The organism is Bacillus sp. FSL R5-0654 (assembly GCF_038008745.1).
Lineage (GTDB): Bacteria > Bacillota > Bacilli > Bacillales > Bacillaceae > Bacillus > Bacillus safensis.
The window spans coordinates 478,514-505,188 of sequence record NZ_JBBOZV010000001.1; the positions used below are offsets into that span (position 1 = coordinate 478,514).

General features: G+C 39.5%; 29 protein-coding genes. 16 read left to right on the forward strand and 13 right to left on the reverse strand.

What is annotated here, in order from left to right; genetic code table 11:
• Positions 1–394: 394 nt before the first annotated feature.
• Both NSS76_RS02280 and NSS76_RS02285 read left to right on the forward strand, forming a co-directional pair.
• A complete protein-coding gene (locus NSS76_RS02280) occupies positions 395–1,528 on the forward strand; it encodes a nucleotidyltransferase domain-containing protein (protein ID WP_311165039.1) in 1,134 nt (377 codons plus the stop codon).
• Positions 1,529–1,596: 68 nt separating this feature from the next.
• The gene (locus tag NSS76_RS02285; RefSeq protein WP_311165040.1) at positions 1,597–2,421 is read left to right on the forward strand and encodes an HAD-IIB family hydrolase; all 825 of its coding nucleotides are present in this window, start codon (positions 1,597–1,599) and stop codon (positions 2,419–2,421) included.
• Between the two features lie 146 nt (positions 2,422–2,567).
• Here the strand turns inward: NSS76_RS02285 and NSS76_RS02290 are convergent, their stop codons facing one another.
• The 6 genes from NSS76_RS02290 to NSS76_RS02315 all read right to left on the reverse strand — a co-directional run bounded on the left by NSS76_RS02290 (position 2,568) and on the right by NSS76_RS02315 (position 7,724).
• Positions 2,568–3,755, reverse strand: coding sequence for an acyl-CoA dehydrogenase family protein (locus NSS76_RS02290; RefSeq protein WP_311165041.1), 1,188 nt, complete (start codon positions 3,753–3,755; stop codon positions 2,568–2,570).
• Positions 3,752–4,000 carry a phosphopantetheine-binding protein gene (locus NSS76_RS02295; RefSeq protein WP_311165042.1) on the reverse strand — a complete coding sequence of 83 codons (249 nt, stop codon included), beginning with the start codon at positions 3,998–4,000 and terminating at the stop codon, positions 3,752–3,754. Before NSS76_RS02295 ends, NSS76_RS02290 begins: the two co-directional genes overlap by 4 nt.
• Complete coding sequence (locus NSS76_RS02300; protein WP_311165043.1) at positions 3,993–5,228, reverse strand: decarboxylase; 1,236 nt, start codon at positions 5,226–5,228, stop codon at positions 3,993–3,995. The genes NSS76_RS02295 and NSS76_RS02300 overlap by 8 nt, the downstream gene beginning before the upstream one ends.
• Entirely contained in the window at positions 5,229–6,704 is a 1,476-nt protein-coding gene (locus tag NSS76_RS02305; RefSeq protein WP_311165044.1) for a class I adenylate-forming enzyme family protein, read from the reverse strand.
• 305 nt (positions 6,705–7,009) lie between these two features.
• Positions 7,010–7,321, reverse strand: coding sequence for a DUF5316 family protein (locus NSS76_RS02310; protein ID WP_311165045.1), 312 nt, complete (start codon positions 7,319–7,321; stop codon positions 7,010–7,012).
• 25 nt (positions 7,322–7,346) lie between these two features.
• Positions 7,347–7,724, reverse strand: coding sequence for a VOC family protein (locus tag NSS76_RS02315; RefSeq protein WP_206534089.1), 378 nt, complete (start codon positions 7,722–7,724; stop codon positions 7,347–7,349).
• Between the two features lie 152 nt (positions 7,725–7,876).
• Here NSS76_RS02315 and NSS76_RS02320 point away from each other — a divergent pair, with 152 nt between their 5' ends.
• From NSS76_RS02320 to NSS76_RS02355, 8 genes are all read left to right on the forward strand, one after another.
• A complete protein-coding gene (locus NSS76_RS02320; RefSeq protein WP_341080519.1) occupies positions 7,877–8,131 on the forward strand; it encodes an excalibur calcium-binding domain-containing protein in 255 nt (84 codons plus the stop codon).
• A gap of 128 nt (positions 8,132–8,259) precedes the next feature.
• Positions 8,260–9,015 carry a Cof-type HAD-IIB family hydrolase gene (locus NSS76_RS02325; protein WP_024425552.1) on the forward strand — a complete coding sequence of 252 codons (756 nt, stop codon included), beginning with the start codon at positions 8,260–8,262 and terminating at the stop codon, positions 9,013–9,015.
• Between the two features lie 182 nt (positions 9,016–9,197).
• A complete protein-coding gene (locus NSS76_RS02330) occupies positions 9,198–9,956 on the forward strand; it encodes a LamB/YcsF family protein (protein ID WP_341080522.1) in 759 nt (252 codons plus the stop codon).
• Between the two features lie 26 nt (positions 9,957–9,982).
• Entirely contained in the window at positions 9,983–11,200 is a 1,218-nt protein-coding gene (locus tag NSS76_RS02335; RefSeq protein ID WP_341080523.1) for an NRAMP family divalent metal transporter, read from the forward strand.
• A gap of 5 nt (positions 11,201–11,205) precedes the next feature.
• A complete protein-coding gene (locus NSS76_RS02340; RefSeq protein WP_341080525.1) occupies positions 11,206–11,997 on the forward strand; it encodes a putative hydro-lyase in 792 nt (263 codons plus the stop codon).
• 18 nt (positions 11,998–12,015) lie between these two features.
• Entirely contained in the window at positions 12,016–12,762 is a 747-nt protein-coding gene (pxpB, locus tag NSS76_RS02345; protein WP_206534087.1) for a 5-oxoprolinase subunit PxpB, read from the forward strand.
• On the forward strand, positions 12,759–13,805 hold the full coding sequence (locus NSS76_RS02350; RefSeq protein ID WP_206534086.1) for a 5-oxoprolinase subunit C family protein: 1,047 nt from the start codon (positions 12,759–12,761) through the stop codon (positions 13,803–13,805). Before pxpB ends, NSS76_RS02350 begins: the two co-directional genes overlap by 4 nt.
• The gene (locus NSS76_RS02355) at positions 13,789–14,559 is read left to right on the forward strand and encodes an IclR family transcriptional regulator (RefSeq protein WP_073203860.1); all 771 of its coding nucleotides are present in this window, start codon (positions 13,789–13,791) and stop codon (positions 14,557–14,559) included. The genes NSS76_RS02350 and NSS76_RS02355 overlap by 17 nt, the downstream gene beginning before the upstream one ends.
• Before the next feature lie 34 nt (positions 14,560–14,593).
• Here NSS76_RS02355 and NSS76_RS02360 read toward each other — a convergent pair whose 3' ends face one another.
• Positions 14,594–15,229 (reverse strand): FMN-dependent NADH-azoreductase, encoded by a 636-nt coding sequence (locus NSS76_RS02360; protein WP_024425558.1) that lies wholly within the window; start codon positions 15,227–15,229, stop codon positions 14,594–14,596.
• Positions 15,230–15,635: 406 nt separating this feature from the next.
• Here NSS76_RS02360 and NSS76_RS02365 point away from each other — a divergent pair, with 406 nt between their 5' ends.
• The 3 genes from NSS76_RS02365 (at position 15,636) to NSS76_RS02375 (ending at position 19,658) form a co-directional block, all read left to right on the forward strand.
• Positions 15,636–16,268 carry a GDSL-type esterase/lipase family protein gene (locus NSS76_RS02365; RefSeq protein WP_044335074.1) on the forward strand — a complete coding sequence of 211 codons (633 nt, stop codon included), beginning with the start codon at positions 15,636–15,638 and terminating at the stop codon, positions 16,266–16,268.
• An 89-nt stretch (positions 16,269–16,357) separates the two neighbouring features.
• Positions 16,358–17,440, forward strand: a complete 1,083-nt coding sequence (locus NSS76_RS02370) for a C45 family autoproteolytic acyltransferase/hydolase (protein ID WP_073203862.1) — start codon at positions 16,358–16,360, stop codon at positions 17,438–17,440.
• A gap of 130 nt (positions 17,441–17,570) precedes the next feature.
• The gene (locus tag NSS76_RS02375; protein WP_341080537.1) at positions 17,571–19,658 is read left to right on the forward strand and encodes a BglG family transcription antiterminator; all 2,088 of its coding nucleotides are present in this window, start codon (positions 17,571–17,573) and stop codon (positions 19,656–19,658) included.
• Positions 19,659–19,674: 16 nt separating this feature from the next.
• Here NSS76_RS02375 and NSS76_RS02380 read toward each other — a convergent pair whose 3' ends face one another.
• Positions 19,675–20,310 (reverse strand): class I SAM-dependent methyltransferase, encoded by a 636-nt coding sequence (locus tag NSS76_RS02380; RefSeq protein ID WP_341080540.1) that lies wholly within the window; start codon positions 20,308–20,310, stop codon positions 19,675–19,677.
• A 129-nt stretch (positions 20,311–20,439) separates the two neighbouring features.
• Between NSS76_RS02380 and NSS76_RS02385 the strand changes: the two genes are divergently transcribed.
• Together NSS76_RS02385 and NSS76_RS02390 are read left to right on the forward strand one after the other, a co-directional pair.
• A complete protein-coding gene (locus tag NSS76_RS02385; protein WP_024425561.1) occupies positions 20,440–21,309 on the forward strand; it encodes an SDR family oxidoreductase in 870 nt (289 codons plus the stop codon).
• Positions 21,310–21,603: 294 nt separating this feature from the next.
• A complete protein-coding gene (locus tag NSS76_RS02390; RefSeq protein WP_341080542.1) occupies positions 21,604–22,026 on the forward strand; it encodes a pyridoxamine 5'-phosphate oxidase family protein in 423 nt (140 codons plus the stop codon).
• Positions 22,027–22,470: 444 nt separating this feature from the next.
• On the opposite strand, the gene NSS76_RS02395 is transcribed toward NSS76_RS02390, so the two are convergent.
• Genes NSS76_RS02395 through NSS76_RS02405 form a run of 3 tightly spaced genes read right to left on the reverse strand, consistent with a single transcriptional unit; the run spans position 22,471 to position 23,061 of the window.
• On the reverse strand, positions 22,471–22,650 hold the full coding sequence (locus tag NSS76_RS02395) for a hypothetical protein (RefSeq protein WP_024427341.1): 180 nt from the start codon (positions 22,648–22,650) through the stop codon (positions 22,471–22,473).
• Complete coding sequence (locus tag NSS76_RS02400; protein WP_073203874.1) at positions 22,647–22,829, reverse strand: hypothetical protein; 183 nt, start codon at positions 22,827–22,829, stop codon at positions 22,647–22,649. The genes NSS76_RS02395 and NSS76_RS02400 overlap by 4 nt, the downstream gene beginning before the upstream one ends.
• Positions 22,830–22,842: 13 nt before the next feature.
• On the reverse strand, positions 22,843–23,061 hold the full coding sequence (locus NSS76_RS02405) for a hypothetical protein (RefSeq protein ID WP_034283837.1): 219 nt from the start codon (positions 23,059–23,061) through the stop codon (positions 22,843–22,845).
• A 158-nt stretch (positions 23,062–23,219) separates the two neighbouring features.
• Here NSS76_RS02405 and NSS76_RS02410 point away from each other — a divergent pair, with 158 nt between their 5' ends.
• Positions 23,220–25,472, forward strand: a complete 2,253-nt coding sequence (locus tag NSS76_RS02410; RefSeq protein ID WP_341080548.1) for a hypothetical protein — start codon at positions 23,220–23,222, stop codon at positions 25,470–25,472.
• 75 nt (positions 25,473–25,547) lie between these two features.
• Here the strand turns inward: NSS76_RS02410 and NSS76_RS02415 are convergent, their stop codons facing one another.
• Together NSS76_RS02415 and NSS76_RS02420 are read right to left on the reverse strand one after the other, a co-directional pair.
• On the reverse strand, positions 25,548–25,844 hold the full coding sequence (locus tag NSS76_RS02415; RefSeq protein WP_008347156.1) for a DUF3817 domain-containing protein: 297 nt from the start codon (positions 25,842–25,844) through the stop codon (positions 25,548–25,550).
• A 129-nt stretch (positions 25,845–25,973) separates the two neighbouring features.
• Complete coding sequence (locus NSS76_RS02420) at positions 25,974–26,648, reverse strand: GntR family transcriptional regulator (RefSeq protein WP_073208260.1); 675 nt, start codon at positions 26,646–26,648, stop codon at positions 25,974–25,976.
• Between the last annotated feature and the right edge of the window lie 27 nt (positions 26,649–26,675).

Genomic DNA, 26,675 nt, shown 5'->3' on the forward strand with positions numbered 1-26,675 from the left:
AGTATGGTAGTTTATCAGGGAGTTATGAGCATTTGACAAGTTTCACTACCACCTGAAAGGTGCAGTATAACAGTCTTCTAATGGAATAAGATATTTATATTCAGGAGTGAATCTATATGCAACCGATAATACTATCCCATTGGCTTATCGTGGTATATATTTAATCACTGCAGTCTAAATCGCTAAAGGCCCAACCATCTAAGTGAAAACAGTGGAAATTTCTATGGTTTAGATATCCCAACGAGGATATTTATAGCTGCCGTTATCTAAACAGCATCAATATATAGATTGCTCAAATGTTAGGTTTTAATTTTATTTCTTGTTATGATTAAATAATAAAAATGTAATATTAACAAAAAGAGATTTAGTATGTAAAAATAAAGGAGATATATATATGAATAATAAGGATTTAAGAAATGAATATAAACTGATTATATTATTAACAAAAAAAGATCTAAACTTATACGAAAAAGAACATTTAGTGGATTTACTTCATAAAAACCTAGAGTGGGATAAAATTATTGGTATGTTGGAAGTGCATCGTGTCGCTGGAATAGCTTGGTTAAATTTAAAACAATACTTTTTTAACGATGATAGTAACCGATGTGCTTTCCCGAGATTATACAAATATCTTAAGAATGCTTATTCCATACAAAAATGTAGGGCCGACGAACAGTTTAAATATACTTCTGTGATCTGTCAATCGCTTACGGAGAATAAGATAGAATATGTTCTATTAAAAGGTATCAGTTTATCTGAATATGTTTATGAAGATTTAGGGCTTCGTGACTTTAATGATAACGATATTTTGGTTCATCCCGATGATACTGAACGAGCTAAAAGCTTAATATTATCACTTGGATATGAACAAGGAGAATCTAAACATCACTCTAAAATAATAAAGCCTAATCGTAAAGAAATATTGGTAAGAAAACTTAGTTCACACGAGATAGTTCCACTTGTAAAAAATGTTGTGGATAGCGAGCAATTCCTGACTCAACACATAATTGATCTTCATTTTTCTGTAAATTTAATGACTAAAAATCACAACATTAATATTATTGATGAGTTATTTAGGAGAAAAATTGAATTTGAAATTAATAATCAGAAGATATTTATGCTGAATAAGGAAAGTTTACTAATTTTTCTAGCAGAACATTTTTATAAAGAAGCCATTTGTTACAGAGATGTTAAGATGCATAAAGATTTGCTCTTATATAAGTTAGCTGATATCTACTATTTACTTGCTAAAAAAGAAATAGACTGGAACTGGGTACTTGAATTTTCAAAGAAATACAATTTTGAAAACCAAATATTTTTTGCGCTTAAATATATTCAAAAAATTTTTGATACCACCTCTTTTGATAGGATTTTAAACAACTTAATTGTAAAAGAAGATACAATTTTAAATAATGTTTATCACTATGACAGTGATAGTCTTGCTTTCGTTTATGATAATGAAAATTTAATAGAAAGAATGTTCGATATCTATAAGGTGAATAAAGAACTAATTAACCCTAAAAGTTGATAGAGAGGAAAGTTTTAAGTTGCCTATTATTTGTTACCCCTTAAAATCTTTTAAAAGAGAGAGTGCCTATGAATGAGAATTATAAGTATGAAACAGCTGTTTTTGATATAGATGGTACACTACTTGACAAAGATGAAAATTTATTTGAAGGAGTTTTGGAAGGGCTAACTTTACTTAAATTAAACGGTGTAAGTTTATTTATAGCTACAGGGAGAAATGCTCAATCGATTAAAAATTTAAGGATTTCTCAAAATTTCTTCAACTTATTTAATAGTAATCTCGTCCTTAATGATGGGAATGTAATTTATAATTATTTTAAAGATGAAATACAGATTTTAAATCCCATACCTAGTGTTACAGTTAAATCTATAGTGCACAGTTATTGTGCTAATGCATCATTTGTAATTGAATCTAATGGCTTACTTTATTCAAATTCTAAAAGAGCTCTAATGAAATACAAATTAATTTATAGAATTCCGAGAAATGTTATAAAGATCTTAGATATTAAAGAACTAAGCGAACTTAATAAAGTTACAGAAATATATTTATTCTATGAAGCTAATAAAATTAGCATAGAAGAAATTTTATTTCAAAACGATGATTTAAGGGGTTATAACATCCGATATCTTAACGGAATCAAATTATATCCAGCTAATTCTTGCAAAGCTGAGGGCTTAAAAAAAATAATTCAACCTATTGGAATTAATCTAAATAGTGTAATTGCCTTTGGAGATGCAGAAAATGATATAACTTTGGTAGAAAAATGTGGTTTAGGAGTTGCTGTTCCTAATTGTAGGGAGGCATTAAATACAGCAGCTAATATAAAAATCAAAACAAGTTTAGGGATTTATTTAAGGAATTGGAATAATTCACTTGAACATATGCGAAAATAAAAAGGAATTGCTTTTTTAAAAATATTAAGGTGTAAAATAGCAGAGCTGCAAAGCATTTTTTAATTAAGCTTTGCAGCCTTTCATGTTTTAGGTTATATTTAATTTTCTTTTATAAAAGTGAATAAAGCACTTAATTTAGTAATTGTCTAGCTTAATCTATGGGGCAGTAGGTTCGAATCAAATAACGACATCTTTCCATTTGCAATCTTTAAACGATCATTATGATACATTAAAGAGGCTGCCCTTAAATCCCTGAAAGTACGTTCTAATGTAGTCTCTGAATTTTTTAGATAGCCATGATATAAACCTGCTACTTCAATTAAATTATCCACCGCTTTAAAAAGGTTTTCTGACCCTATAATTTTTAAATTATTTAAGTGAATATTAAAAGTCCTTGAACATAATATATCTAGTTGTTTATTATTGTGATTTTTTTCATAAACATCTACTACATGATTTAGATATATATCAACTGTATCTAACAATAAACGGATTTCTGATAACCGATAAATCATAATATCAGAATTATATTTCTTCATCGATTTATTTTTTCTAAATGCCTTTATTAACTGTTTAAAACTATTTTTTGCAGCACCTAACCAGCTTGATACCCACATAATATGAGCCATTGGAATTAATGTGTATTGAGCAACTTCTTCGAATTTAACTGTTGTTACTATATTTTTATCTTTTAATAAACCACCAATATGTATTGCGGTACTTTGGGTTCCTTTCATCCCCATTGCATTCCAATTACTAACTTGGCTGATTTTTAATGCCGTACGAAGTGCATAAATTAAAGAAACCTCAGAATCTAAACCATCTTCATATGCTTTTGAAGTAATTAAATAAGCATCTGCATAGGCACCACCAGTAACCGTAGGTGCGTCTCTATTCATATAAAATTCATCTTTTGAAATCCAATTTAAAGGAGAATGAGACGTTAATAAATGTCCACCCTTTCCATATTCAGAGGTTACTGAGGCTATGTATAACTGTTCTTTAACTATTTCATTAAGTATCGCTTTTTTCGATTCATTATCTGTATATTTAACTAATGTCATTACCTGTTGGCAGTGCATTCCCCATATCATTGAAGTTGATAAACAACCGCTACCTAGAATTTGAGCTACCTCAGATATTTCTTTTATACTAAACTCATCCCCATTATATTCTTTAGGGATTAATAAGCTCATGAATTTATTTTCTTTTAGAAAGTCCAATCCTTTGACAGGGAATTTATTATACAAATCTATTTCTTCAGATTCACCAACCAATAAATCTCTTATCTTCCATGCTTTATCTATCAAATATTCTTTTTCGTTAATTTTCACCTTTTTGATCCCGCCTTTCCTTTTAACTTTCTTACTATACTCCATAAGTTATGACTACTTGAAAATGTGTCTTCAGTTAATAATTCATCAGGAAAGGTTATTTCATAAGCTGCTTCAATTTCTAATAATAATTCAATAGAGGATAAGGAGTCTAATCCTAATTCTTTTAAATCTTTATTTTTATTATTATTATTTAATTCTTCTTGAAGGTGTGTATTCATAATTTCTATAAAAATTTTATCCATTATTCTCTACTCCTCTAACAATACTTAAAGTGTGGGAACTTATCACACTTTTATTATTTATTACTATTTCTCTTGGAATTTCTCTACTTAGGAAAGCAAGTAAGCTTGCAGTTAATCCATATGCCCCTACATTAGGTACAAATACAACATCGCCTGGTTGTAATTTACTTATGCAAACATTCTTTGCTAAATAATCTAAAGGTGTACATAAAGGGCCAACAATAGTAACATTTTCCATCTTTGTGTAATCTTCTGCCGATAAACCTGATTTAAGTATATTAAGTTCTATGGTAGGTATTCTTCGTAATCCAGACATTCCTCCAAGATGATTAATACCAAAGTCTAAAATACAATATTTTTTCCCCTTGCTTTCCTTCACAGACTGTACAGTACCTATTAAACAACCGCTTGTCGCTGTTAAGTATCTACCTGATTCAAACGCAATAATTGGTCTACTATTAACCTTAAAGTGCTTATTTAATAAAGCCTCTAAACTATCTTTCAATTCTTTATAATCTGGTAGGTCTAAATTTTTTCCAAAAGGTGCTGCAAATCCCCCTCCAAAATCTATGAACTCAATATCAATGGATAATTTATTTTTCAAGTTCAATATAGTTTCTAGTGTATTAGTATAGTTGTCTATAAGTATGTCTATATTATTAAAATTAGATCCATTATAGATATGAAAACCATTTATCTTTAAATTTCTATTATCTTTAAAAGATTTTAATATATCACTATTAAGATATTCTTCATCAAAACCGAATTGAGAGGGAAGACCAGTCATTTTAATACTAGCGTTACCAACATTAAATGAAGGATTTATTCTTAAAGTAATATTTATTAATTTATTATTATTCTTCGTTAAATCATTAATTATTTCCAATTCATTAAAAGATTCAACAGAAAAATGACTAACATTTTTTGAAAGTGCATATTCTATCTCTTTTTTAGTTTTTCCTGGGCCAGTATATAAGCAATGCTCTGGCGGGGCACCAATAGCCAATACAGTGTCTAGTTCACCAATAGAAGAGACTTCAGCAAAACATCCAAGATTGATTAAATGTTTAGTGATCTCAGGATTAGGATTTGCCTTTAAAGAGTAATAAATTATACTTCCATTTGGAAGTGAATTTATTAATTTTTGATATGATTGAGTTAATTCCGCTAAATTATAAACGTACAATGGACTACCATATTTTTCAACTAAACAATTGTAATCAACCATCTAAATCTGACTCCTAATTTCTTTTAGTTTTGACTTATCAATTTTTTTATTCATAGATACAGGCATTTTTTTTAAAATTAATATTTCATCTGGCATCTTATAAGGCTCTATTCTTTCTATGAGTTTTTCCTTAACATAACTTAAAGATTTTTCTGTCTTTAAAAAAAGAACGGATTTATTAACCAGATCATCAGGTGGGATTAATATAGCTATTTCTGCTAAATTTAAATTATAAACTGCATCTTCAATTTCCTTTGAACTAATTCTAAAACCCTTTTGTTTATAATAATCACCTTTTCTTCCTATAAAATATAGATAACCATCACCATCTATTTTAAATGAATCTCCTGTATAAAGCTTATTAATTTCTCCATGGATGTTTTTTTTAAATTTCTCATTAGTAAGGGTGTTGTTGTTCCAATATCCTGCCATGACATTAGGACCTTCTACCACTAACTCACCAATTTCTCCTGCCTTTAATTTATTTCCCTGTTCATTAACGACATAGCACTTGACACCTCGTAAGGGTTTTCCAACCGAACCTGGTTTATTAGCAATTTCATCTGGCTTTAGTATTGAAACCCTTTTACATTCAGTTAGGCCATACATAGGATAAATTTCACAATTAGGGATCAACTCTTCAAGTTTTGAAATATATGATAAAGGCAGACTCTCACCAGTATTAGTAATAATTCTTAGAGGAATATAATTACAATATCTAGGCAATAGCTTAATTAGTCCCTCTGTTAAATGTGGCATAGAAGGTAAAACAGTAACTTTCCATTCTTTTAGGAACTTTACAAATTGGACTCCAGCAAGACAAACTTCCCCCAATGCTAAAGTTGCTTTATTATAAAAACTTAAAAATATTTGGTATAGGCCATAATCAAAGGAGAAGGGTAAAAAATTCCCAATTACATCACGATCATTAATTTCTAAAACTTCAGATATTTCTTTGGTGCAAAATTTGACATTAGAATGTGTGGAAACAACAGCTTTAGGCCTCCCAGTACTTCCAGAAGTATAAATCAATAATGCCAAGTCTATTTTCTCAATTTCATCAGACAACAATTTGTGTTTATCATAATTTTTGATTTCTTTTTTGATAGAGTTCATAAATATTATTGAACTATTAGATATTTTGAAGGGATTATTCTCTTCACATATTATTAATTTGGGTCTACAATCACTAATGATATAGTCGAGATTATATTTTGTGGTTTCAGGATTTATAATCACAGATATCCCACCAACACGAGAGATACCTATTAATAAGCAGATTAAATCAATACTATTTGGTAGTTTTAATAGTATTCTATCTCCTTTTTTTAAACCTTTACCCAACAAAAAATTCCCAAATTGGTAACTTATTTCTTGTACCTGCTGGTATGTAATAATTTCATCTCTAGTTATTATTGCAGTTTTTGTTTTGCATTTACTTGCTGCATTATCAAGTATATGATGAATATAGTCCATGCTTCCTCCTATTCCTATACTTATTTATAATTTTCTATTATACCAACCATGAAATGTCCTAACAAATTACTTTTTTATAATATTTATAAATCTTTCTCCAATTCCTAATTTCAGAGAAAAAACTTAAAGACCATGTAGATAAGTAAGGGTTCATAACTATCAAAATATATAATCTCCAGAATGACAATCATGACAGTACAATCAACGTAGAAATTCCAATGTTTTAATACAGAGTCTCAGTATGCAAATGATAGGAAAAACAAGTGCGTTCAATAAAGAGAAGACCGCCAAATTTCTAGCTCTTCTTAATTAAAATCTATTATTTGCATAAAAATATAAAAGATCGCCGCAGCCATGTGCGGAAGTGCAAAAGTCATCACAAGAAAAGCCGTATCAAGACGCCACATGCGGTGCTCTTTTGTTTCAGAATGATAGGCTGCTCGTGTCTCTTCTCCACTTGTCCAAACACCCATTAGCACCCCAGACATCACGAATCCAATAATAGAGATCCCGCCGCTGACAAACCCAATCCATTCAAGGTGCTGTAACATCATAGCGGCGCTGCACATCACAATCATTGAGCAAACACCAGCGAAAAAGGCATGTTTTTTTCTCATTCTGGTTTACTCCCTTCAAAGACAATTAGGAGACCGCATCACATATTTCAATGAAATGACCATCAGGATCAGACACATAAGCGACGGTTTGACCCCATGGTTTTTTGGCAGGTTCTTTGATGATCGGAACCCCTTTTTCTTTTATTGATGCAATCGTTTGATCCACATCATGCACAACAAAGCCAATCTCAAACGTTTGAGACGCTTGATTTGTTTCCGGGACAGGCAATCCGAGTGCTTCTTTGACATCCTGACGTGAATTAATCGATAACGTCACGTCTCCAGTGTCAAACTCAACATAGGATTCAACCCTGAGTTTTATAGGAAAACCAAGGACATGCTGATAGAAATGAATACTCGCCTCAACATCGTTTACATATAGAATGGTATATTTCATTTTCATGTGAAAAACTCCTCTCTTCATATACGTGTCAAAAACGGAAAGGTTTCCCACTCATTGTACCATATAGAATATAAGGTGTAATTCATTTCAAAATATTTAGCTCAATAATATCGAAAAACAAAAAGTGGCTAAATATGATAAAAGTTTAAAAGTTGGGGGGGGTACATGTCTGTCTTGTCTTTAGGTCTTTTACACAAGTCGACACCCACACAGCAGATGCAAAAACGGTCAAGTCTTACAAAAACTGCAAAGCGCTGAACAAAGTGTATAAAGGCGGCGTAGCAAAAAGCAAAAACACGAAAAACAAAGGCGGAAAAACAAAATACAAGCCTTATGTATCTAAAGCACTTTATCAAAAAAATAAGCACCTTGACCGCGATAAAGACGGCATTGCGTGTGAACGCTAAGCACATGTGAAAAAGACCTGCAACAAGGTCTTTTTTCTATGGGATCAAACTCGTCCCTTTGTGCCTTCTTCCTCTTTATATTAAAATAAAGATAGTTTCAAAAATCGATACAAAGTGGGGTACTCAATTTGTCAACACAAGCTCATAAGAAAGACATCCGATTGATTGCCATTGATATGGATGGCACGCTGTTAAACAGTGAGCACATCATTCCAGAGGAAAATAAACAAGCCATTAAAGAGGCTGAAGCAAAAGGGGTCCATGTGGTCATTAGCACAGGGCGGACACTGATGACATGCCGAGAGCTGGTTGAGCCGCTCAAGTTATCGTCTTACCTTGTGACAGCAAACGGAAGTGAAATCTGGGATTCAAACTTCCAGCTGATCGAACGGGATCTGCTGCATCCTGATCATGTCCAAATGATGTGGGATTTAAAAAATAGGTACGAAACCGATTACTGGGCTTCAACTGTGGATAAGGTGTGGAGAGGTGAATTTCCTGAACGAATTCATGACCATGAATGGCTGAAATTTGGCTTTGATATTCATGATGATGACGTTCGTGAGGAAGTACTCAATACATTGAAAACAAATAAGCACCTAGAGATCACAAACTCAAGTCCAACGAATATTGAAGTCAATGCAGCCGGCATTAACAAAGCGGCAGCTCTTGCAAAAGTAGCAGAACGCATTGGCTGTACGATGGACAACGTCATGTCACTTGGCGACAGCCTCAATGATATGGCCATGATTCAAGAAGCCGGGTTAGGCATTGCGATGGGAAATGCCCAGGAAGTGGTGAAAGAGGCCGCTGATTGGATTACGGCTCCTAACACAGAACACGGCGTGGCAAAAGCCATCCAACATTGGGTGCTGTCTAAATAAGGTGCATTTCATGACAGAAAAAGTGAGAGGATTTTGCCTCTCGCTTTTTTTGTTTTCTCCTAGTTCGATTGTTATATTTTCTGACAATTTCATGTGCAGTCTATCCAAAGTTGGTATAATCAATATAAATTCGAATATTCGGACTTTATATTCCGTATTTCGGAACAACAAGGAGGGATTCTATGTATCAAGTGGATATCAACTGTGATTTGGGAGAAAGCTTTGGTCAATACACAATCGGTGCAGACGAACAAATCTTAGAATATGTCACCTCAGCCAACATTGCTTGCGGTTTTCATGCAGGAGATCCAACGGTTATGAGAAAGACGGTCAGAATGGCATTGGATAAAGGGGTCAAAATTGGTGCACATCCTGGTTTGCAAGATTTGGCCGGCTTTGGCAGACGTCCAATGGCTATCTCCGCAGAGGAAGCCTATGATCTTGTCATCTATCAAATTGGCGCTCTATCAGCCTTTCTCAAGGCCGAGGGCGGTACGATGCAGCATGTCAAACCACACGGCGCCCTCTACAACATGGCGGCTAAAAATACTGAATTATCTGAATCAATTGCGAAGGCAGTGTATGATGTGGATCCTAACCTAGTGTTATTTGGTCTGTCAGGCAGTGAACTTGCGTTAGCAGGTGAACGAATAGGTCTTCAAGTGGCACATGAAGTTTTTTCTGATCGGACGTATCAAACAGACGGGACGCTGACATCACGCCGTGAACCACATGCACTCATTGAAGACGATGAACGGGCCGTCCAGCAGGTTGTTCGTATGGTGCGAGAAGGCAAGGTTCGTACAGTTCAAGGAGAAGATATCGAGCTCAAAGCAGATACGGTCTGCATTCACGGAGACGGCAGCCATGCGCTTCAATTTGCGAAAACCATTACAGCGGAGCTAAAAGAAGCCGGTATTCATCTCAAGGCATTTCAATAAAAATTGTCATCAAAGGGGGAAACAGCATGAAAACAGAGAAAGTCAAACACATGAAGGCTCCAAAGGGGAATCGGTCTATGCTCATGGGCGCTGCCTTTTTAATGGCGACGTCCGCGATCGGACCGGGATTTTTAACACAAACAACCGTCTTCACACAGCAGCTTGCGGCTAGCTTTGGGTTTGTCATTTTGATCTCCATTTTATTAGATATTTTTGCACAAACAAATGTATGGCGCATCATTGCCGTTTCAGAAAAACGAGGTCAGGATATAGCGAATATGGTGCTCCCGGGTCTTGGCTATGTGCTGGCCTTTTTGATTGTCATTGGAGGACTTGCCTTTAACATCGGAAATATCGCTGGAGCTGGGCTCGGTTTTCAGGTGATCTTCGGCGTCGATCCGCGAATCGGTGCAGCCATCAGTGCTGTCATTGCCATTTTGATCTTTGTGATTAAAGAAGCTGGGAAAGCAATGGACCGTTTCACACAAATAGCAGGTTTTGTCATGATTGGCCTGATGCTGTACGTGGCGGTTTCAACAGCTCCGCCAGTTGGAGAAGCAGCGCTCAGAACATTTGTCCCAGAAGAAATTGATATTTTATCAATAGTGACACTTGTCGGGGGGACAGTTGGCGGCTATATCGTTTTTGCTGGTGGGCATCGTCTATTGGATGCTGGCATTAAAGGAAAGGATGCACTTCCTCAAGTGACAAAAAGCTCTGTTTTCGGCATTCTCATTACATCTGTGATGCGTGTCGCTTTATTTTTAGCCGTTCTAGGAGTGGTCTCAAAGGGCTTACAGATTGATCCAGCCAATCCGCCTGCTTCTGTATTCCAATTGGCGTCTGGAAATGTTGGATATAAAATGTTCGGCATCATTATGTGGGCTGCGGCCATTACATCAGTTATTGGCGCGGCTTACACGTCTGTTTCCTTCTTTAAAACCTTCTCGCCAAAAATTGAACAAAATCAGCGCGGGATTATCATCGGCTTTATTGCTCTCTCGACTATTTGTTTTATTACGATCGGACGACCAGTGAACATATTAGTTTTAGTGGGGGCGCTCAATGCATTGATTTTACCGATCGCACTTGGCACTTTACTTGTAGCGGCTTATAAGAAAGACATTGTCGGGGATTATCGACATCCATTCTTTTTGACAGTATCAGGCGCATTTGTCGTTGTCATCATGGCATTGATGGGCGGGTATACCATTATCAATGAAATTCCAAAACTATGGAGCTGATTCAGATGAATACTTATCAAACATATGAACCATCACAGATGAGAGAATTGATTCGCGAAAAAAAGATCACAGAACCAACGGCTGGCTTTGCGGAAGGGTTTGCTCAAGCCAATTTAATGATTGTCAAAAAGGAACTTGCCTTTGATTTTCTTTTATTTTGCCAGCGGAATCCGGCTGCCTGTCCATTGCTTGATGTATTGGACCAAGGTGATCCAGTACCAAGACGGTCGGCGCCTCAAGCGGATATTCGTACGGACTTTCCTAAGTACCGTATTTACCGAAAAGGGATTCTTGAAGAAGAGGTGACAGATATCACTGCTTATTGGGAGGATGATATGGTTGCCTTTCTCATTGGATGCAGTTTTACGTTTGAGCACGCGCTTATGCTGAATGACATTCCTGTCCGCCATATTGAAGACGGTCATAACGTACCCATGTATCAAACGAATATAGCTTGTGAAAAAGCAGGAGTCTTTCATGGCCCGATGGTGGTCAGCATGAGACCCATTCCGGCGCATCAAGTCACAAGAAGTGTTCAAGTGACATCTCGATTTCCATCAGTCCATGGTGGTCCAATTCATATAGGGGACCCAGCGGTGATTGGCATTTCCGATGTGAATCAGCCTGACTTTGGAGAACCATCTGTGATCCAAGAAGGAGAAGTCCCGGTGTTTTGGGCATGTGGTGTGACGCCGCAAGCCATTGTCATGCATACAAAACCCGACATTGCGATCACTCATGCACCCGGGCATATGTTCATCACAGATCGAAGAGATCAAAAGCTAGGTGTACTGTAGAAAGAGAGGTGTCCTCAAGTGGCTTTTTCAACGATAAAAGATTCCATCACCTACCACCCGTTGGGAGATGCAGCGATCGTCATCCAAGCTGGAGCTGACATACGTGAGGAGATTCATGCACGTGTTGAGCAGCTGTTTGCATGTATTGAACAGCACCCATTTGAAGGGTATGTAGAAGCAGTTCAAGCCTTTACAAGCGTGACTGTTTTTTACGAGCCTTATACCGTACATCAATCGGCCCAGCTTCAAACACAAGACCTGTCTCCATATGAATGGGTCAAAGGCTATATTGAAGAACTTCTTGAAGACAAATGGCAGGAGGGAGTTCAGGTAAAGCGCCGCATCGTTGACATTCCAGTCTGTTACGGGGGAGCGCTGGGCCCTGATTTAGAAGAGGTTGCCCGTATCAATGGTTTAACGCCAGAAGAAGTCGTGCGTATTCACACTGCCGGCACGTACCTTGTCTATATGATTGGATTTGCCCCAGGGTTTCCGTTTTTAGGCGGGCTGTCTGAAAAGATCGCAGCACCACGCAGAGAAACACCACGGATGTCCATTCCAAAAGGCTCTGTTGGTATTGCAGGAAAGCAGACAGGCGTTTATCCAATTTCCACACCCGGGGGCTGGCAGCTCATTGGACAAACCCCGCTGCCGCTTTTTCGCCCAGACGAGGAAATTCCGAGTCTATTGAAAGCAGGGGACGAGGTCAGATTTGTCCAAATGTCTGAAAAGGAATTTTTCAGCATGAAGGAGGCAGAACGTTGAGTATTCATGTCATCAAGCCAGGAATCTACACAACCATTCAAGATAAAGGGCGGCAAGGCTATCAAAAGTATGGTGTCTTAACGAGCGGCGGCATGGACCCGCTCTCACTTAGAATCGCCAACATTCTCACCGGCAACCAAGAAAATGAAGCAGTGCTGGAAGTGACGTTGATGGGGCCGGGGCCTGTGCTCACATGTGAGAGGGATCAGCTCATTGCATTCACTGGTGCTGATGTTGAGATTGATATTGATGGAGAGCGGGCACCATTATGGAAGCCGCTCTTTGTTCGATCAGGAAGCACGATCACTTTTGGTCTTTGTAAGAGAGGCTGCCGCGTTTATCTTGCTGTGGCAGGTGGATTTGATGTGGAACCAGTCATGCAGAGCAAAAGCACCTATGTCAGAGCAGGGATCGGTGGACTGAAAGGACGACCGCTTGAAAAAGGCGACGTTCTGCCTGTTGGAGAGCCGTCTATCGTAGCGGATCATTTGTTTGATAGGCTGAAAAATAAAGTGAAACAGGCGGGATACGGCGCACCCGATTGGACAGTGAGTCATGATCATTTTTTACCGCTGCGGAAATCACCAGTGATTCGTGTGCTGGCAGGGAGGCATTTTTCTCATTTTCAAGAAACATCTCAAACCGCATTTTTTGAGCAGCCTTATCAGGTCACACCTCAATCAGATCGTATGGGCTGCCGGCTGAAGGGGGAGCTGGTTCATTTAAAAGAAAAGCTGGAATTGATCTCAGAAGCGGTCGCCTTTGGATCTATTCAAATCCCACCCGATGGCCAGCCGATTATTCTGCTGGCAGATCGGCAGACGACAGGCGGATACCCGCGTATAGGAGAAGTAGCGACTGTTGATTTGCCGCTTATTGCACAGGCGATGCCTGGGGCAAAGCTGTATTTTGAACAAATAGATCATCGGGATGCAGAGCAGGCGTTATTTAAGCAAGAAGCAGAACTGAGGGAGCTGGCTGCAAGAATCAAGCTGGAAGCATTCTCGTTTAGAAAAGGTGAAGAAGATGCAAAACACAAATAAAACGGTTGTGAAATCAATGGAGATTTTGCGGCTGTTTATCGCTCACGATCAATTAACATTAAATGAAATGATTGAGCTTTCCGGTATGCCGAAAACATCTGTCCATCGCATGGCGAGCTCTTTAGCCGATATGGGACTGTTAGAGAAGCAAGAAACAGGTGTTTATCGATTAGGCTTAATGTTCCTTGAATACGGTCAGCTTGTGGCGGACCGCCTTGATATTCGAAGGATTGCAAGACCATTTATGGAAAGCTTACGGGATGAAGTAGGAGAAGCTGTACAGCTCATTGTTCGTGAGGGCGACGAAGCCATTTACGTGGAAAAGATTGAAGGTACGCAGCCTGTTCGACTCTACACCGCCGTTGGCAGACGGTCTCCCCTATATGCGGGTGCCTGTGCGAGAAGTATTCTTTCCTTTTTGCCAGAAAGAGAGAGACTTGCCTATATTGACTCAATTGAGCTGGGGAAGATCGGAATTGGGACCATCACAGATAAAGAGGTTCTAAGAAACATGCTGGAAGAATCAAATGCGCGGGGATATACGCTAAGCTATTCTGAGCTTGAAAACTATACAGCTGCGATTGGAGCTCCTATTTTCAATCATCTAGGGGAAGTGGCAGCAGGTATTAGCATTGCAGGATTTGAAGCAGGCTATCAAAAAGAACGCTTACCTTACTTAATTAAACAGGTGAAAAAAGCCGCCAGTGATATTTCGAGAGAATTAGGTTTTTCTGAACAAATAAAAAGCCAATGACCGTAAAGATCATTGGCTTTTTGTGTGCAGTTGATTAGAAAGTTTTTCCTAAAGCTTTCGCACGTTCGATTGCATCTGCTTTAATTTGCTCTGCTTTCGCAGGCTCAGCATTGTGGCCTTCAACGATAAGACCTTCGAAAGAAGGGATTCCGAAGAAGTTAGCGATTGTACCAAGGTAACGATGACCTGCTTCAAGTTCAGCAGCAGGACCTTCAGAGTAGTATCCGCCACGTGCTTGGATGTGAAGAGCTTTTTTGTCTGTTAATAATCCAACAGGACCTTGCTCAGTGTATTTGAATGTTTTACCAGCTACAGCAACAGAGTCGATGTATGCTTTAAGAACTGGTGGGAATGAGAAGTTCCAAAGTGGTGAAACAAATACATATTTGTCAGCAGAAACGAATTGATCACTTAATTCGTTTAGACGAGCAACTTTCGCTTGCTCTTCAGCTGAAAGTGTATCGAAACCAGCGCCAGATTGAAGTTTGCCCCAGCCAGCGAATACATCTGCATCAATGTGAGGGATGTTTTCTTTGTACAAATCGATATGTACAACCTCGTCACTTGGATTTGCTTCCTTATAAGATTCGATAAATGCCTTAGCAGTAGCCATACTGTAAGAAACTGTTTCATCATGCGGATGTGCAGTGATGTATAAAACTTTTGCCATGTTCATTCAATCCTTTCTGTTTCGGTTATTTTTTTAGCGTATCCCAAAGGTACACTGAATATGTGGCATCTTTAATCATATTGGAATGCTATGAAAAAGATGTAACAAGCACAGTTACATGAAAACTGATATTTTCATTGTAATCACAATGTAGTTTGAAGTCAAGGTAAAAAGTCTCGAAATCAAGATAAAAAGTTTGTAAATTTTTCTGGAACGCGTAAACACACAGTTTTCAGCGCAAAAAGCCTACTCTTATTGAACAAAAAATTGATCGATATCGCAAGTAAAGAGTTTGTAAAGGAGCTGCATCTCAAAAAAAGATGGATGCCCCTAAGTCATCTGCTACAAGCATCTGTTCTCCGGTTTCGTATATATAAGAGAAGGCAGGAGAGAGTGAGGGATAAGAGTGGGACGATCCTATGTTGCGATTGGAGATTCCTTAACAGTTGGGGTGGGGGCACGTTTATTTGGCGGAGGATTTGTTCAGCGGTTTTGGTGGATGCTTGAAAAAAAGACGCATGCACCAGTCGAACTGTCCGTATTTGCAAAATCAGGATTAACGACCGAGCAGATTTTACAACTCTTCAAACGGTCAGAGGTGAGACGTTCGATTGCGGCAGCTGACATCATCACCATCACAGGCTGTGGGAATGACCTTGTTCAAGCTGTTCAGCAGTATGAAGAAAGTGAAGATGAAAAGAAACTGCTGCAAGCAGTCATACATTGCCAGGCGAATTTTAGCAAGATGATTCAAGAAATCGCTCAGATCAAAAGAGGGCAGCATCAGCCCTACTACGTGTATTTCATGAATTTATATAATCCATTTCCGCAAATACCAATAGCCGGTCGGTGGCTTCAGCAATATAATCAACAGCTTCGTTTGCTTGCTGCGAATCCACATGTAGAAGTTGTGGATGTGTACCGGGCGTTTGAAGGACATGAAAGAGCCTACTTATCGATTGATCAATTTCACCCGAATCCTAAGGGGTATGAAGCGATGGCAGAAGCATTGTTTAAGGCATACTGTAAACAGCTGTAATCCGGTGGGATTGCAGTTTTTTTCATCCTTTTCAATATATGACGGTTTCGATATGATAAAAGAAACGAAGGCGAAAGAGGTGTGCAGGCATGGAGGAAATCAGTGCGTTTTTTCAAAAGATGACAGGAACGGCTTATGAAGTAGGAAAACAGCAGGCTGTCTGGCTTAAGGAGAACCCGTTGCTAAAGACACAATATATTCGAACAGAACCGGTAACACAACAGGCTATGAAAGAAACGAAGCAGTTGATCCGTCCCTTTCTTCCTCAATTAGATGAAGAGATTGCTGGATTTTGTGATGAAATGCAATTAGATGAGCGTTATTTGACCTTTTTCTATTCATCTCATCTTCAGCCTGGCTGTTCCCATTGCGTGAGGCAGGGGAATATGGCGGCAGGCCAACAAACGGTCATGCTGCGTAACTATGATTTCTCCCCGATTTTTGATGATATGCGTCTTGTGACGACACATGTGAAAGGCTCGGCATATCATACAGGCTCGTCGCTGCTGTTGTTTGGCAGATCTGATGGAATGAATGAGCATGGTCTTGCTGTGACTTTCTCTGCTTGCGGTCCGCCGGTTGGCAATGAACCCGGTTTAAAGCCTCCAGCCGTCGCCGGTTTGCAGGTGTATCATGTGATTCGCTCTGTTCTAGAATCCTGTCCAACGGTCGAGGAAGCCATTCGCTGTATCGAGGAAATGCCCGTTGCCTCAAATGTTCATATCATGCTTGCCGATCGAAAAGGAAAGGCGGCTGTGATTGAAATCATTGATGGTCAAAAAAGGGTGAGGAGACCGGAGAGAGGTTATATTGCCGCAACGAATCATCCGGTAGTTGATCAAACAGCAAAAGGGATGACCAAACATCATTCTGTTGTCAGATACGATATGTTAATGGAAGCTTTAAAAGAGCAACGATCAAGTGATTCTCTTGTGAAACTGTTCCAGACAGAATATCCTGATGGTCTGGCTGTGCACAATTATGAGGAGCTGTTTGGAACGATGCGAACCGTCATGTTCCGTCCAGAAGAAGGCACAATCGATTATTGCTTTGGCTCTCCCGTATACAATCCGACTTATTCTTTAAAAACCGGAGGTTCACTGCCTTTTCAAGAACAAAAGGTTCAATTTCATCAAAAGGATTATGGACCGTCATTTTGGAGAAGTGTCTGATGATCCCTTGTTTTTAATTTTGTCATAGCCGCTGTGCCAAAGTCAGATCAACTTAAGATTGCATCGCTTGTTGAAAGCGTTTTATATTAAGGTGTGACAATAGACCTATTTATGCAGAAGGAGGCATTTCATGTACATAACGGCACGAGAACAGAAAGTCATTAAATACATCATTCAGCAAAATCGTTATGTCACCATTCGTGAGATAGCCGATTCTGTTCAGGTAAGTACTAGAACGATCCATAGAGAACTAAAATCCATTAAACCAATATTGAAAGATTATCATCTTTCGTTAGATAAACAGCCGGGGAAAGGCTTGAAGGCAGTCGGCGAACAGGAGGATAAACAGCGGCTTCTTGCTCATATGTCAAATGAGGATCAAATCGAATATAGCTCAGATGAACGAAAGCTCTTAATTCTATGTGCGCTGCTTGAAGCGAAGGAACCGGTGAAATTATACACACTCGCAGCTGACTTGCAGGTCACAAATGCGACGATCAGCTATGATTTAGATGAACTAACGGAGTGGATTGCTCCATACGGTTTGCAGCTTATCCGCAAGCGCGGGTACGGCATTGAATTAAAAGGGCCGGAGGAAGCAAAACGAAAAATTGTCGGCAATCTCATTGTTGACCGGCTCGATATTCAATTATTTTTAGAAACGATTGAAATGAATATCAAACATCGAACGAAAGCAACGGAAAAGGTGTTTGGCGTTGTCAGCAGAGGACAGCTGCTAAAGGTAGAAAGGCTGCTCTTTCATTTGAAAGATCGACTGTCACTCTCATTATCTGATAGTGCCTATATTGCACTTGTTGTTCACTTAACCTATGCTATCGAACGTATTCAGCTTGGGGAAACCATTCGAATGGAAGAGGAAGAGCTGCTGGAATTAAAGCGGACGAAGGAATTTGAATCATCACTTCGAATGGCAAGGGCGCTTGAACGCATGTTTAATGTGGAGATTCCTGAAGCGGAGGTCGGATATATGACCATCCATCTTCGCAGTGCAAATCGCAGCTTTGGGGCAGAATACCGTATTGATGAAATTGAGCTGGATATAGCGCTGAGAACGAAAAAGCTCATTGATTTTATTTCAAATAAAACCGGCTATCATCTCAATGAAAATGATTCATTGTATGAGGGGCTCGTGTCTCATCTTGAGCCTGCCATGAACCGTCTAAAGGAAAAGATGAGAATCTATAATCCGCTCACACAACAAATAAAAAAAGACTACTTTTTGCTGTTTATGGCGATAGAAGAGGGAGTCGAGCGTTTCTTTCCTGAGATTGAATTTCCAGAGGATGAAATCGCCTTTATTGTGCTTCACTTTGGCTCAGTGCTTGAAATCAAAAAAGAAGAAACAAAAATTCATGCGCTGGTTGTGTGCTCAAGCGGCATCGGTTCCTCGAAAATGCTCGCCTCTCGGTTGAAAAAAGAATTGCCGGAGATCGCCAAATTCGATCTATCCTCCTTGATGGAGCTAAAGGAAATCGATGCATCGAGCTATGACATGATTGTCTCGACCGTTCCGATTCCCTATGAGCATATCGATTACATCATGGTCAGCCCCCTTTTAAACGAGGATGATGCCATGCGTGTGAAGGCTCATATTAAACGGAAGATTCCTTATATCATCGAGAAAAAAAGAACAAAAGAATCTCCCAAAGAATTGGTGCAAGAAACCATTGATATGATGGCGGTTGCAGAGCAGGTGACGAATTATATGTTTGTGATTCGCAGCATCCTGTCCCATTTTACCATCGAAAAAAGAAAGACGATGCCGCAGCATGATGAAACCATCAGGCAGCTGCTTCGTCAGCTTGAAGAGGAAGGGTTTATCATACATGCGGATGATGTGGCGGGCGGCCTTCTGGAACGTGAACAGCAAGGCGGCTTAGGCATACCTGGCACTGAGTTTGCTCTTTATCATTTAAAGCATACATTCATCAAGGAACCAATCTTCCATATTTATGATCTTGATCAGGCATACGAGGTTAAAAGCATGGATGGCGGGCAGCAGCAGATGTCACGAATGCTCATGATGCTTGCGCCGCAAGAGCTTGGCAAGGAAGGATCAGAAATGTTTAGTCTAATCAGTTCATCCATCATTGAAAGTGAAGAAAGCATGGCGCTTTATGGACAGGGGACAAAGGAAGACATTGAACAGAAATTACATCAGCTTTTCTATCAATTTGTCAAAGAGGCAAAGTGGTAAGAAAAAGGCCGAGAGCTTATTCGCTTCTCGGCTTTTTTGCTGTGACACAGACAGCAAGGGTAGGACGAATTTGTTCATACTCAATAGAAAATTGGTCAAACCCGGCAAACTGCAAGTCGTTTAATATGTTTTCACCCATCTCTTTTGTCCGCTTGGCGTCAGCTCCTTTTTCTCTTGGCTGCATCACAATAACGAGTGTTCCGCCTGGTTTCAAGGTGTGATAAAGATTGAGTAATCCCGTTTTTGGATCATCCCAAATCGTAAAATTGTTAACAGACAGCACTTTGTCATACTGCTCTCCGGGAAGACGTGTTTTCTCGATTTTTCCGACATACAGCCGAACTTGTTTGTCTTTTGCCCGTTTGCTGACGCGTGACTGTGCTTGCTCCTGCATGGTGGAAGAAGCATCAAGCCCATCAATGTGAAGATCTTCATAATGCTTGAGCATATGTTTAATGCTGTAGCCAGGTCCATAGCCAATTTCTAAAATGTTTTCACCATCTGTCAAATCTAAGTGGCGGATGGCCCACTGATTCAATGCTTTATTTTCATTTGCCATAATGAGTCCAGCAATGCTTCCGAGCCAGCCTTTTGGTCTGCTAAAGGTTTTCGAAATAGACAGCATGTGAGAACGCTCCTTTTTGATGATCATGTAACCGATTTTTCCCCTCTTCAAACATGCTGATTTTCGGGAACACATCTGTACAGCTTCATGATGTTTGAGTGGAAAAATGAGGTGGTAATGAAAGGATACATCAACAAATCAAGGAGGAGCTTACACATGGATTTACGTGAATATTTAACAAATGGCATTCCGCGCCAAACGCAGGATCAGCAGCCAGGCAGTGAAAGAGAAATGAATCCAGCGCCGATCTTTGAGGATGAATCATATCAAGGTTCTGGCAAGCTAAAAGGAAAAGTGGCACTGATTACAGGTGGAGATAGTGGAATTGGACGGGCAGTATCTGTTGCCTATGCAAAGGAAGGTGCACATGTTGCCATTGTGTACTTAAATGAACATGAGGATGCAGAGGATACGCAAAAACGTGTAGAACAGGAAGGCGTTAAATGCTTAACGATTGCAGGAGATGTCGGTGACGAAGCCTTTTGTGAGAAAGCAGTAGAAAAAACAGTTGAAGCCTTTGGTCAATTAGACATTTTAGTAAATAATGCGGCTGAACAGCATCCGCAAGAACGTATTCAAGATATTTCGAGTGAACAGCTTCACCAAACCTTTAGAACCAACTTCTATTCCTATTTCTATTTTACGAAAAAGGCACTGGATTATTTAAAACCGGGAAGCTCCATCATTAATACAACATCAATTAACCCATATCGAGGAAACCCAGTGCTGATTGATTATACGGCGACAAAAGGAGCCATTAACGGCTTTACGCGTTCTATGGCACAATCGCTTGTGAAAGATGGGATTCGGGTGAACGGTGTAGCGCCAGGTCCAATTTGGACGCCGCTCATTCCATCTACATTTGATGAAGACAGTGTGGAAAGCTTCGGGGCAGAAACCCCAATGGGAAGACCAGGACAGCCTGTTGAGCATGTCGGCTGCTTTGTCCTGCTGGCTTCTGATGAATCGTCTTATATGACAGGACAAACACTTCATGTCAACGGCGGTTCCTTTATGAATACATGATCTACCGCGGCACCGCCCAGCTTTGATTGGGCGGTGTTTTTAGTATTTCTTGCGATTTTTCTGCACAGATATGACAGACCATACGATAATGCCTACAACAACTGCCGCAATGACAAGTGAACTCAAATGGAACATCGTTTCATGATGCATGTTCAATTTCTCCCTTCATTGAACCTGTTTTCTATAGCATCAGCCAGAAGGTCTCTTTTTATGAAAAACACATTTCTTTGTTTAATGAATGGGCTGTCGTGGAAACCTACGTATACGGATGAAATTTTGAAGGAGTGAAACGATATGTCTCAAGAAGAATTAAAACAAAAGGTATTAAACCTATTAGATGAACAAAAGGTCGGAACACTAGCGACTGTTGAACAGGATAAGCCGCATACCCGCTATATGACTTTTTTTCATGAAGGGCTGACGTTATATACACCAACGAGTAAAGAAACACATAAAGCAGAAGAAATTGAAAAAAATCCGAATGTTCATATTCTCATTGGATATTCAGGCGAAGGATTTGGTGATACTTATGCAGAGATTGCAGGCAACGCCACATTAACCGACGATCCGGAACTGATCGACCGTCTTTGGTCTGATGAGATGGAGAAATGGTTTAAAGGAAAAGAGGATCCGAATCTAGTGATTCTGAAGATTGAGCCAACCTCCATTCGTTATATGAATGAAGGAAGCCGTACACCAGCAGAATTATCACTTTAACACTTGCGTAAGCAGGGGGAATGTGTTATATTTTGATATTAAGTGTTGAAATAAGCAAATAAATAAAGAAAGTAAACTTTCTTTTTTCTATGACATAATGAGAAGCAATAGAGCTTCTACTTGATAAGAACGAGACGCTGTCAAAGCGAACAAACTTATTCTTTTCCTTCTGCACCCGCCCCCCTATATAAGCGGAAGAATGGAAAAAAGACGTTTTGATTTACAATTCACACTGGCGCGGCTTCGGAGCCGTAAGGACGAATGAGAGGTAGGGCTTTCGTTGTCTTGTTATCCAGAACTTCCATGGCGTTTACTTTCAAACGTAGGTTCACTCGGAACACATATGACACACTGATATGATCGAATCTTAATTCATACACTCCGTAACGGAGATTAAACATTGATTATTTATTTGCATGAAAAGAGTAAGGAACAGGCTGCCATCTATTTGGCAGCCTTTTTCATTAGGTCAAACAATAGAACCCCGAAACCAATGAGCACAAGAAAAGGAAAAACAAAGGTCGCAACCATTCGCATAGCGTCCGCTCCAAAAGGGTTCGATACTAACAGCAGGCCGATAAATGCACAGATCATCAGAGTGAATAAAGCGGGCTTCATGATCATTTACTTTGTCCTTTCTTCTGATACCGCCAAATTCGTTCAATAAAAAAGAACATGACCGCAAACAAAATAGAAAACATGAACATATCCAGCAGTGTCACGCCTCTATTTGGGTGCACAAGACCAAACCAAACGAATTGCAGAACAAAAGAGATCACAAAATAAAGAATGGATTTTTTCATTATTGTCCTCTTTTCACTTATTTTTTTGTCCCTTAAGCCACATCAGCCAAATGATGAAGGAACCAATCACACATGAGAGCAAAGTGACAGGCGGCAAGGTGTGCCAGCTAGTCAGCCCCTTTACAAAACACATATAAAAAAAGAAAATGGAAATGGATACGAGTACCCATTGTTTGAACCAGCGAGGGACACGCAGCCAAGCTGCTAGAATGATTGATGATAGCTTATCCAATGAGATAACTCCTTTTTTGAATCTGATTGGATTTTATCGTAAACAACAAAGTTTGTAAAATATGGATTTTAGAGGCTTTGATGGTATTCTTCTAGCATGAAACATTTTCGCTGTACTGACGTATAAGTGAAAGGAACCTCATGAAAGGAAGCGATCAAGTGAAAAGAGTACCAGTGATTTTCCTCAGGTATATTGTCTTCTTTATTCCAGCAATCATTCTTAGTTTCTTGGTGTGGAACCACTACCAAGATGATTTGTCAGCAGGGAAAGCGACGCAATATGACGTCAGACGAATATTTACATTTGATGAAGGGAAACGAGTGGTGAGTGCTGTATCAAAAGACCAGCAACTCCATTTTGTAATGTATGATCCTCAATCAGAAAAAATAATCAGTGAATGGTCCACGGAAAGCGATACGTTTAATGAAATGGTGCCATCCATTCAAGGTAACAATCTCTTACTTGCTTTAAAAAATAAAGAGGGGCAGCTTTTGATCGAGAAACTAACGCCTAGCGGAGAAAAGAAAGAGCTCATTAAACAAAACTTGCAGATTCCCTCATTTTTAAAAACGAATACATACCAATGGAATGGACGGCTCGTATTTACAGGAGAAATGGAAGGTGCCGCTACAGTCCTAGGTGAGCTAAAGAATGGTCAGTTTTTTCATGTGCACAATCTCAACAAACTGAAGCTGCCAGCAAGACCCGTTTCCATCGATGCCGTCATGAACTCCTTTAGAGGCCAGACGCCTATACCTATATTTGAATTGACTTTAAAAAATGACCAGAAAGCATATGTCAGCGGAGTCTCAAACGATAAGCATCAGCTTGGGGTCTATGTCTCCAAAAACGCTGAACCGTTTAGCCTCATTAAAGATAAAGTGGAGAAGCAGCTAGCAAAAACAATCGGAACATCCCAAAACTTTGCCGTCGCTGTCGAATCTAACTATCCAAAAAGACCAAGGAAAGTGAATGCAGATGGAGGGCTTGGAGAAGTCGTCCCAACACCAAAACCGATTTATCAAACCTTTATCTACCAGCTTAATGAAGAAGAAGTTCTTCTTGTAGGCTCTACAGCAAAGGACGAAGCAAAAGGCAAGCTGACTGGTTATATTTACAACCACCGCACGAATAAGACGACGTCTGTCAGCAAGCTTTTTCAGTCGTTTTCATATGAAATTTTAAACAGAGAAGGACTATTTTTTCATAAAAATGTGAATAGTGATTGGATCTATTATTCATTCGAAAATCAATTAACGGGTGCATTTGAGACGAAAAGCAAACAGCTAAAGGAATTTCCTTTGCAAAAAGTCATCTCAATCGAAAACGCAAGCCCTGCTCACCAAACATCATTTGACACCTTTATGCAATATGTCATGAAAGGCGGACCGCTCATTCTCAACTGGGCAATATGGCTGTTTATTCCATTGCTGTTATTTGTACTAGCCATCTTCCTGCCGCCGATTTTGAGATTGGTAAGAAACAACAAAATCAAAGACAGTGTCACATTAGAAGCCAATATTGTATCTGTCAAAGAAACAGGCACCTACCTCAACGAACAGCCGATTATCAAAATGCAGCTGCAATTTCAATATGATGGGCAAAATATCGAGAAGACGGTTAAAACGGTTGTATCTTATACCCAGATACCACAGCCAGGTCAGCGTATCGCCATTCTCTATAATCCGCAGAAGAAAAAGGCAATGCTCTTAAAAGAGGGAGACTTCTCCCAGACAAGTCAGCCAAAGTTCATCAAAGGCGCTGTTTTAAGAAATATAGAATCATATGGAACCGTAGGACGAGGCACTGTCTTATCACTCACATTTGAATTGGATCAGAAAACGTATATCATTCCAATGATTCAAGCCGCTGGTTTTGAATTTACAACAGGAGAAAAAGCCGATCTCGTCGACATCAACGGCCAGCTCAAAATGGCAGCCTATGGCCATGAAGTGCGGAATCGATCGTGGAAAGATGTGACGTTAACAGGAACGATCCAGCGTGTGAAGCAATATCCAATTGCCATCCATGAACAAAAGCCTATTCAGCTTGATGTGACGGTTTCAAACGGAGAGGAGTCCATCACAAAAACGGTCAGCCAGTTTATCCCTGATCACATGCAGGTCGCAGCGGGCACTCAAATCACGATCCAGACAAAGAAAGAAGAGCTGGATAGAGAAATGGGTCTCATGCAAGAGAAACAAGGAAGTGCAAAAGTGACTAATGTTGAATTTGCGGGCGTCATCGGCAATCTGCCGTTAGCGATCATTCAGGTTGAGAGAAATGGCATGATGTATGAAGTGAAGCAGCCAATCGATCCAATCACTAGCGTCTTGCCTGGTGATGAATTATGGGTGGCGTATCACGACATGACGCGTCGAGCAGCCATTGTGAAATATGCATCAATATAAAAAAGCGTTCCTTTATCAGGACGCTTCAGCGTGAAGACTAAGGGCTAAAACGAATGTCGTTTTAGCCCTTTTTGATTAAGCTTTTGTATCATATTGGCGGAGCACCTTATCGTAGGCGAAGTTACCGAAAGGAATGAAAGCCGCAAAAAAACCAGCGATGGACCATTTCAAATGCCAGCGAACCTTAAAAGTCACATATGCCAAAATGAGCATATAGATGACAAACAATGCGCCATGAAGAGAGCCTACAATAGTGACTGCCATCGGAATATCCGCAAAATATTTTAGAGGCATGGCAATTAAAAGAAGGGTTAAAAGAGACATACCCTCAATAAAACCCGCCTGTCGAAGACGGCTAATACTTGTATGCATATACAAATCCTCCTGTATAAAAGCTAGTTTCTCATCTTCTAATATAAACGAAAGATCGTCTGGACATGCTGAAATCTACGAAAAATTCAAAATATGTTCATGGAATGCTTAAAAAATGGGAAAAGTCCTTTACTCTTTGTTTGTTTTAGAGAGTACTTGCTTTAAGTGCATGACATCATGTAATAAATGCTCCCTCATTGCTTGAACCGCTTCTGTGGAGCGGCGCTCTTTTATTTCAGAATAGATGGCTGTATGCTCCCTTTGAATGGTTTCAGCACGGGCCCCGCCGCTAAAATGGAAGATGCGGCAATAGTGAATGAGTGCATTCACGTGCTTCAATTGTTTGGATAAACGGTCATTGTGACTCGCTAAAATGATTTTTTGGTGAAAGGCTTCATGTAACTGGACGATCTCTTTAGATGGCAGCTGCTGCTTGATCGCTTCATCCGCCTGCGTGAGAACCTTCTCAATTTCATCCATTTCTCTTTGCGAGGCTTCCCTACAGGCAAGCTCAACAGCAAGTGTTTCTAAGGCCACCCGAATTTGATAAAGCTCCTCAACATCTTTTTCTGTTAACGTATAGACGGAATAGCCTGAGCGATGATCCGCGATTAAAAGCTCGTCTTTTTCTAACAGCCTCATGGCCTCTCTTACCGGTGATCGGCTTACGCCAAATTGCTTGGCAAGCTGTGTTTCGTTGATACGCTCGCCTGGCTGAAACTGGCCATCAAAAATCATTTGCTTCAGCTGTTCATAAAATTGCATGTGATACGGTGCTGGTTTTTCCAACTCGAATGAATTCATTCCATCGTTCCCTCTTTTATACATCAT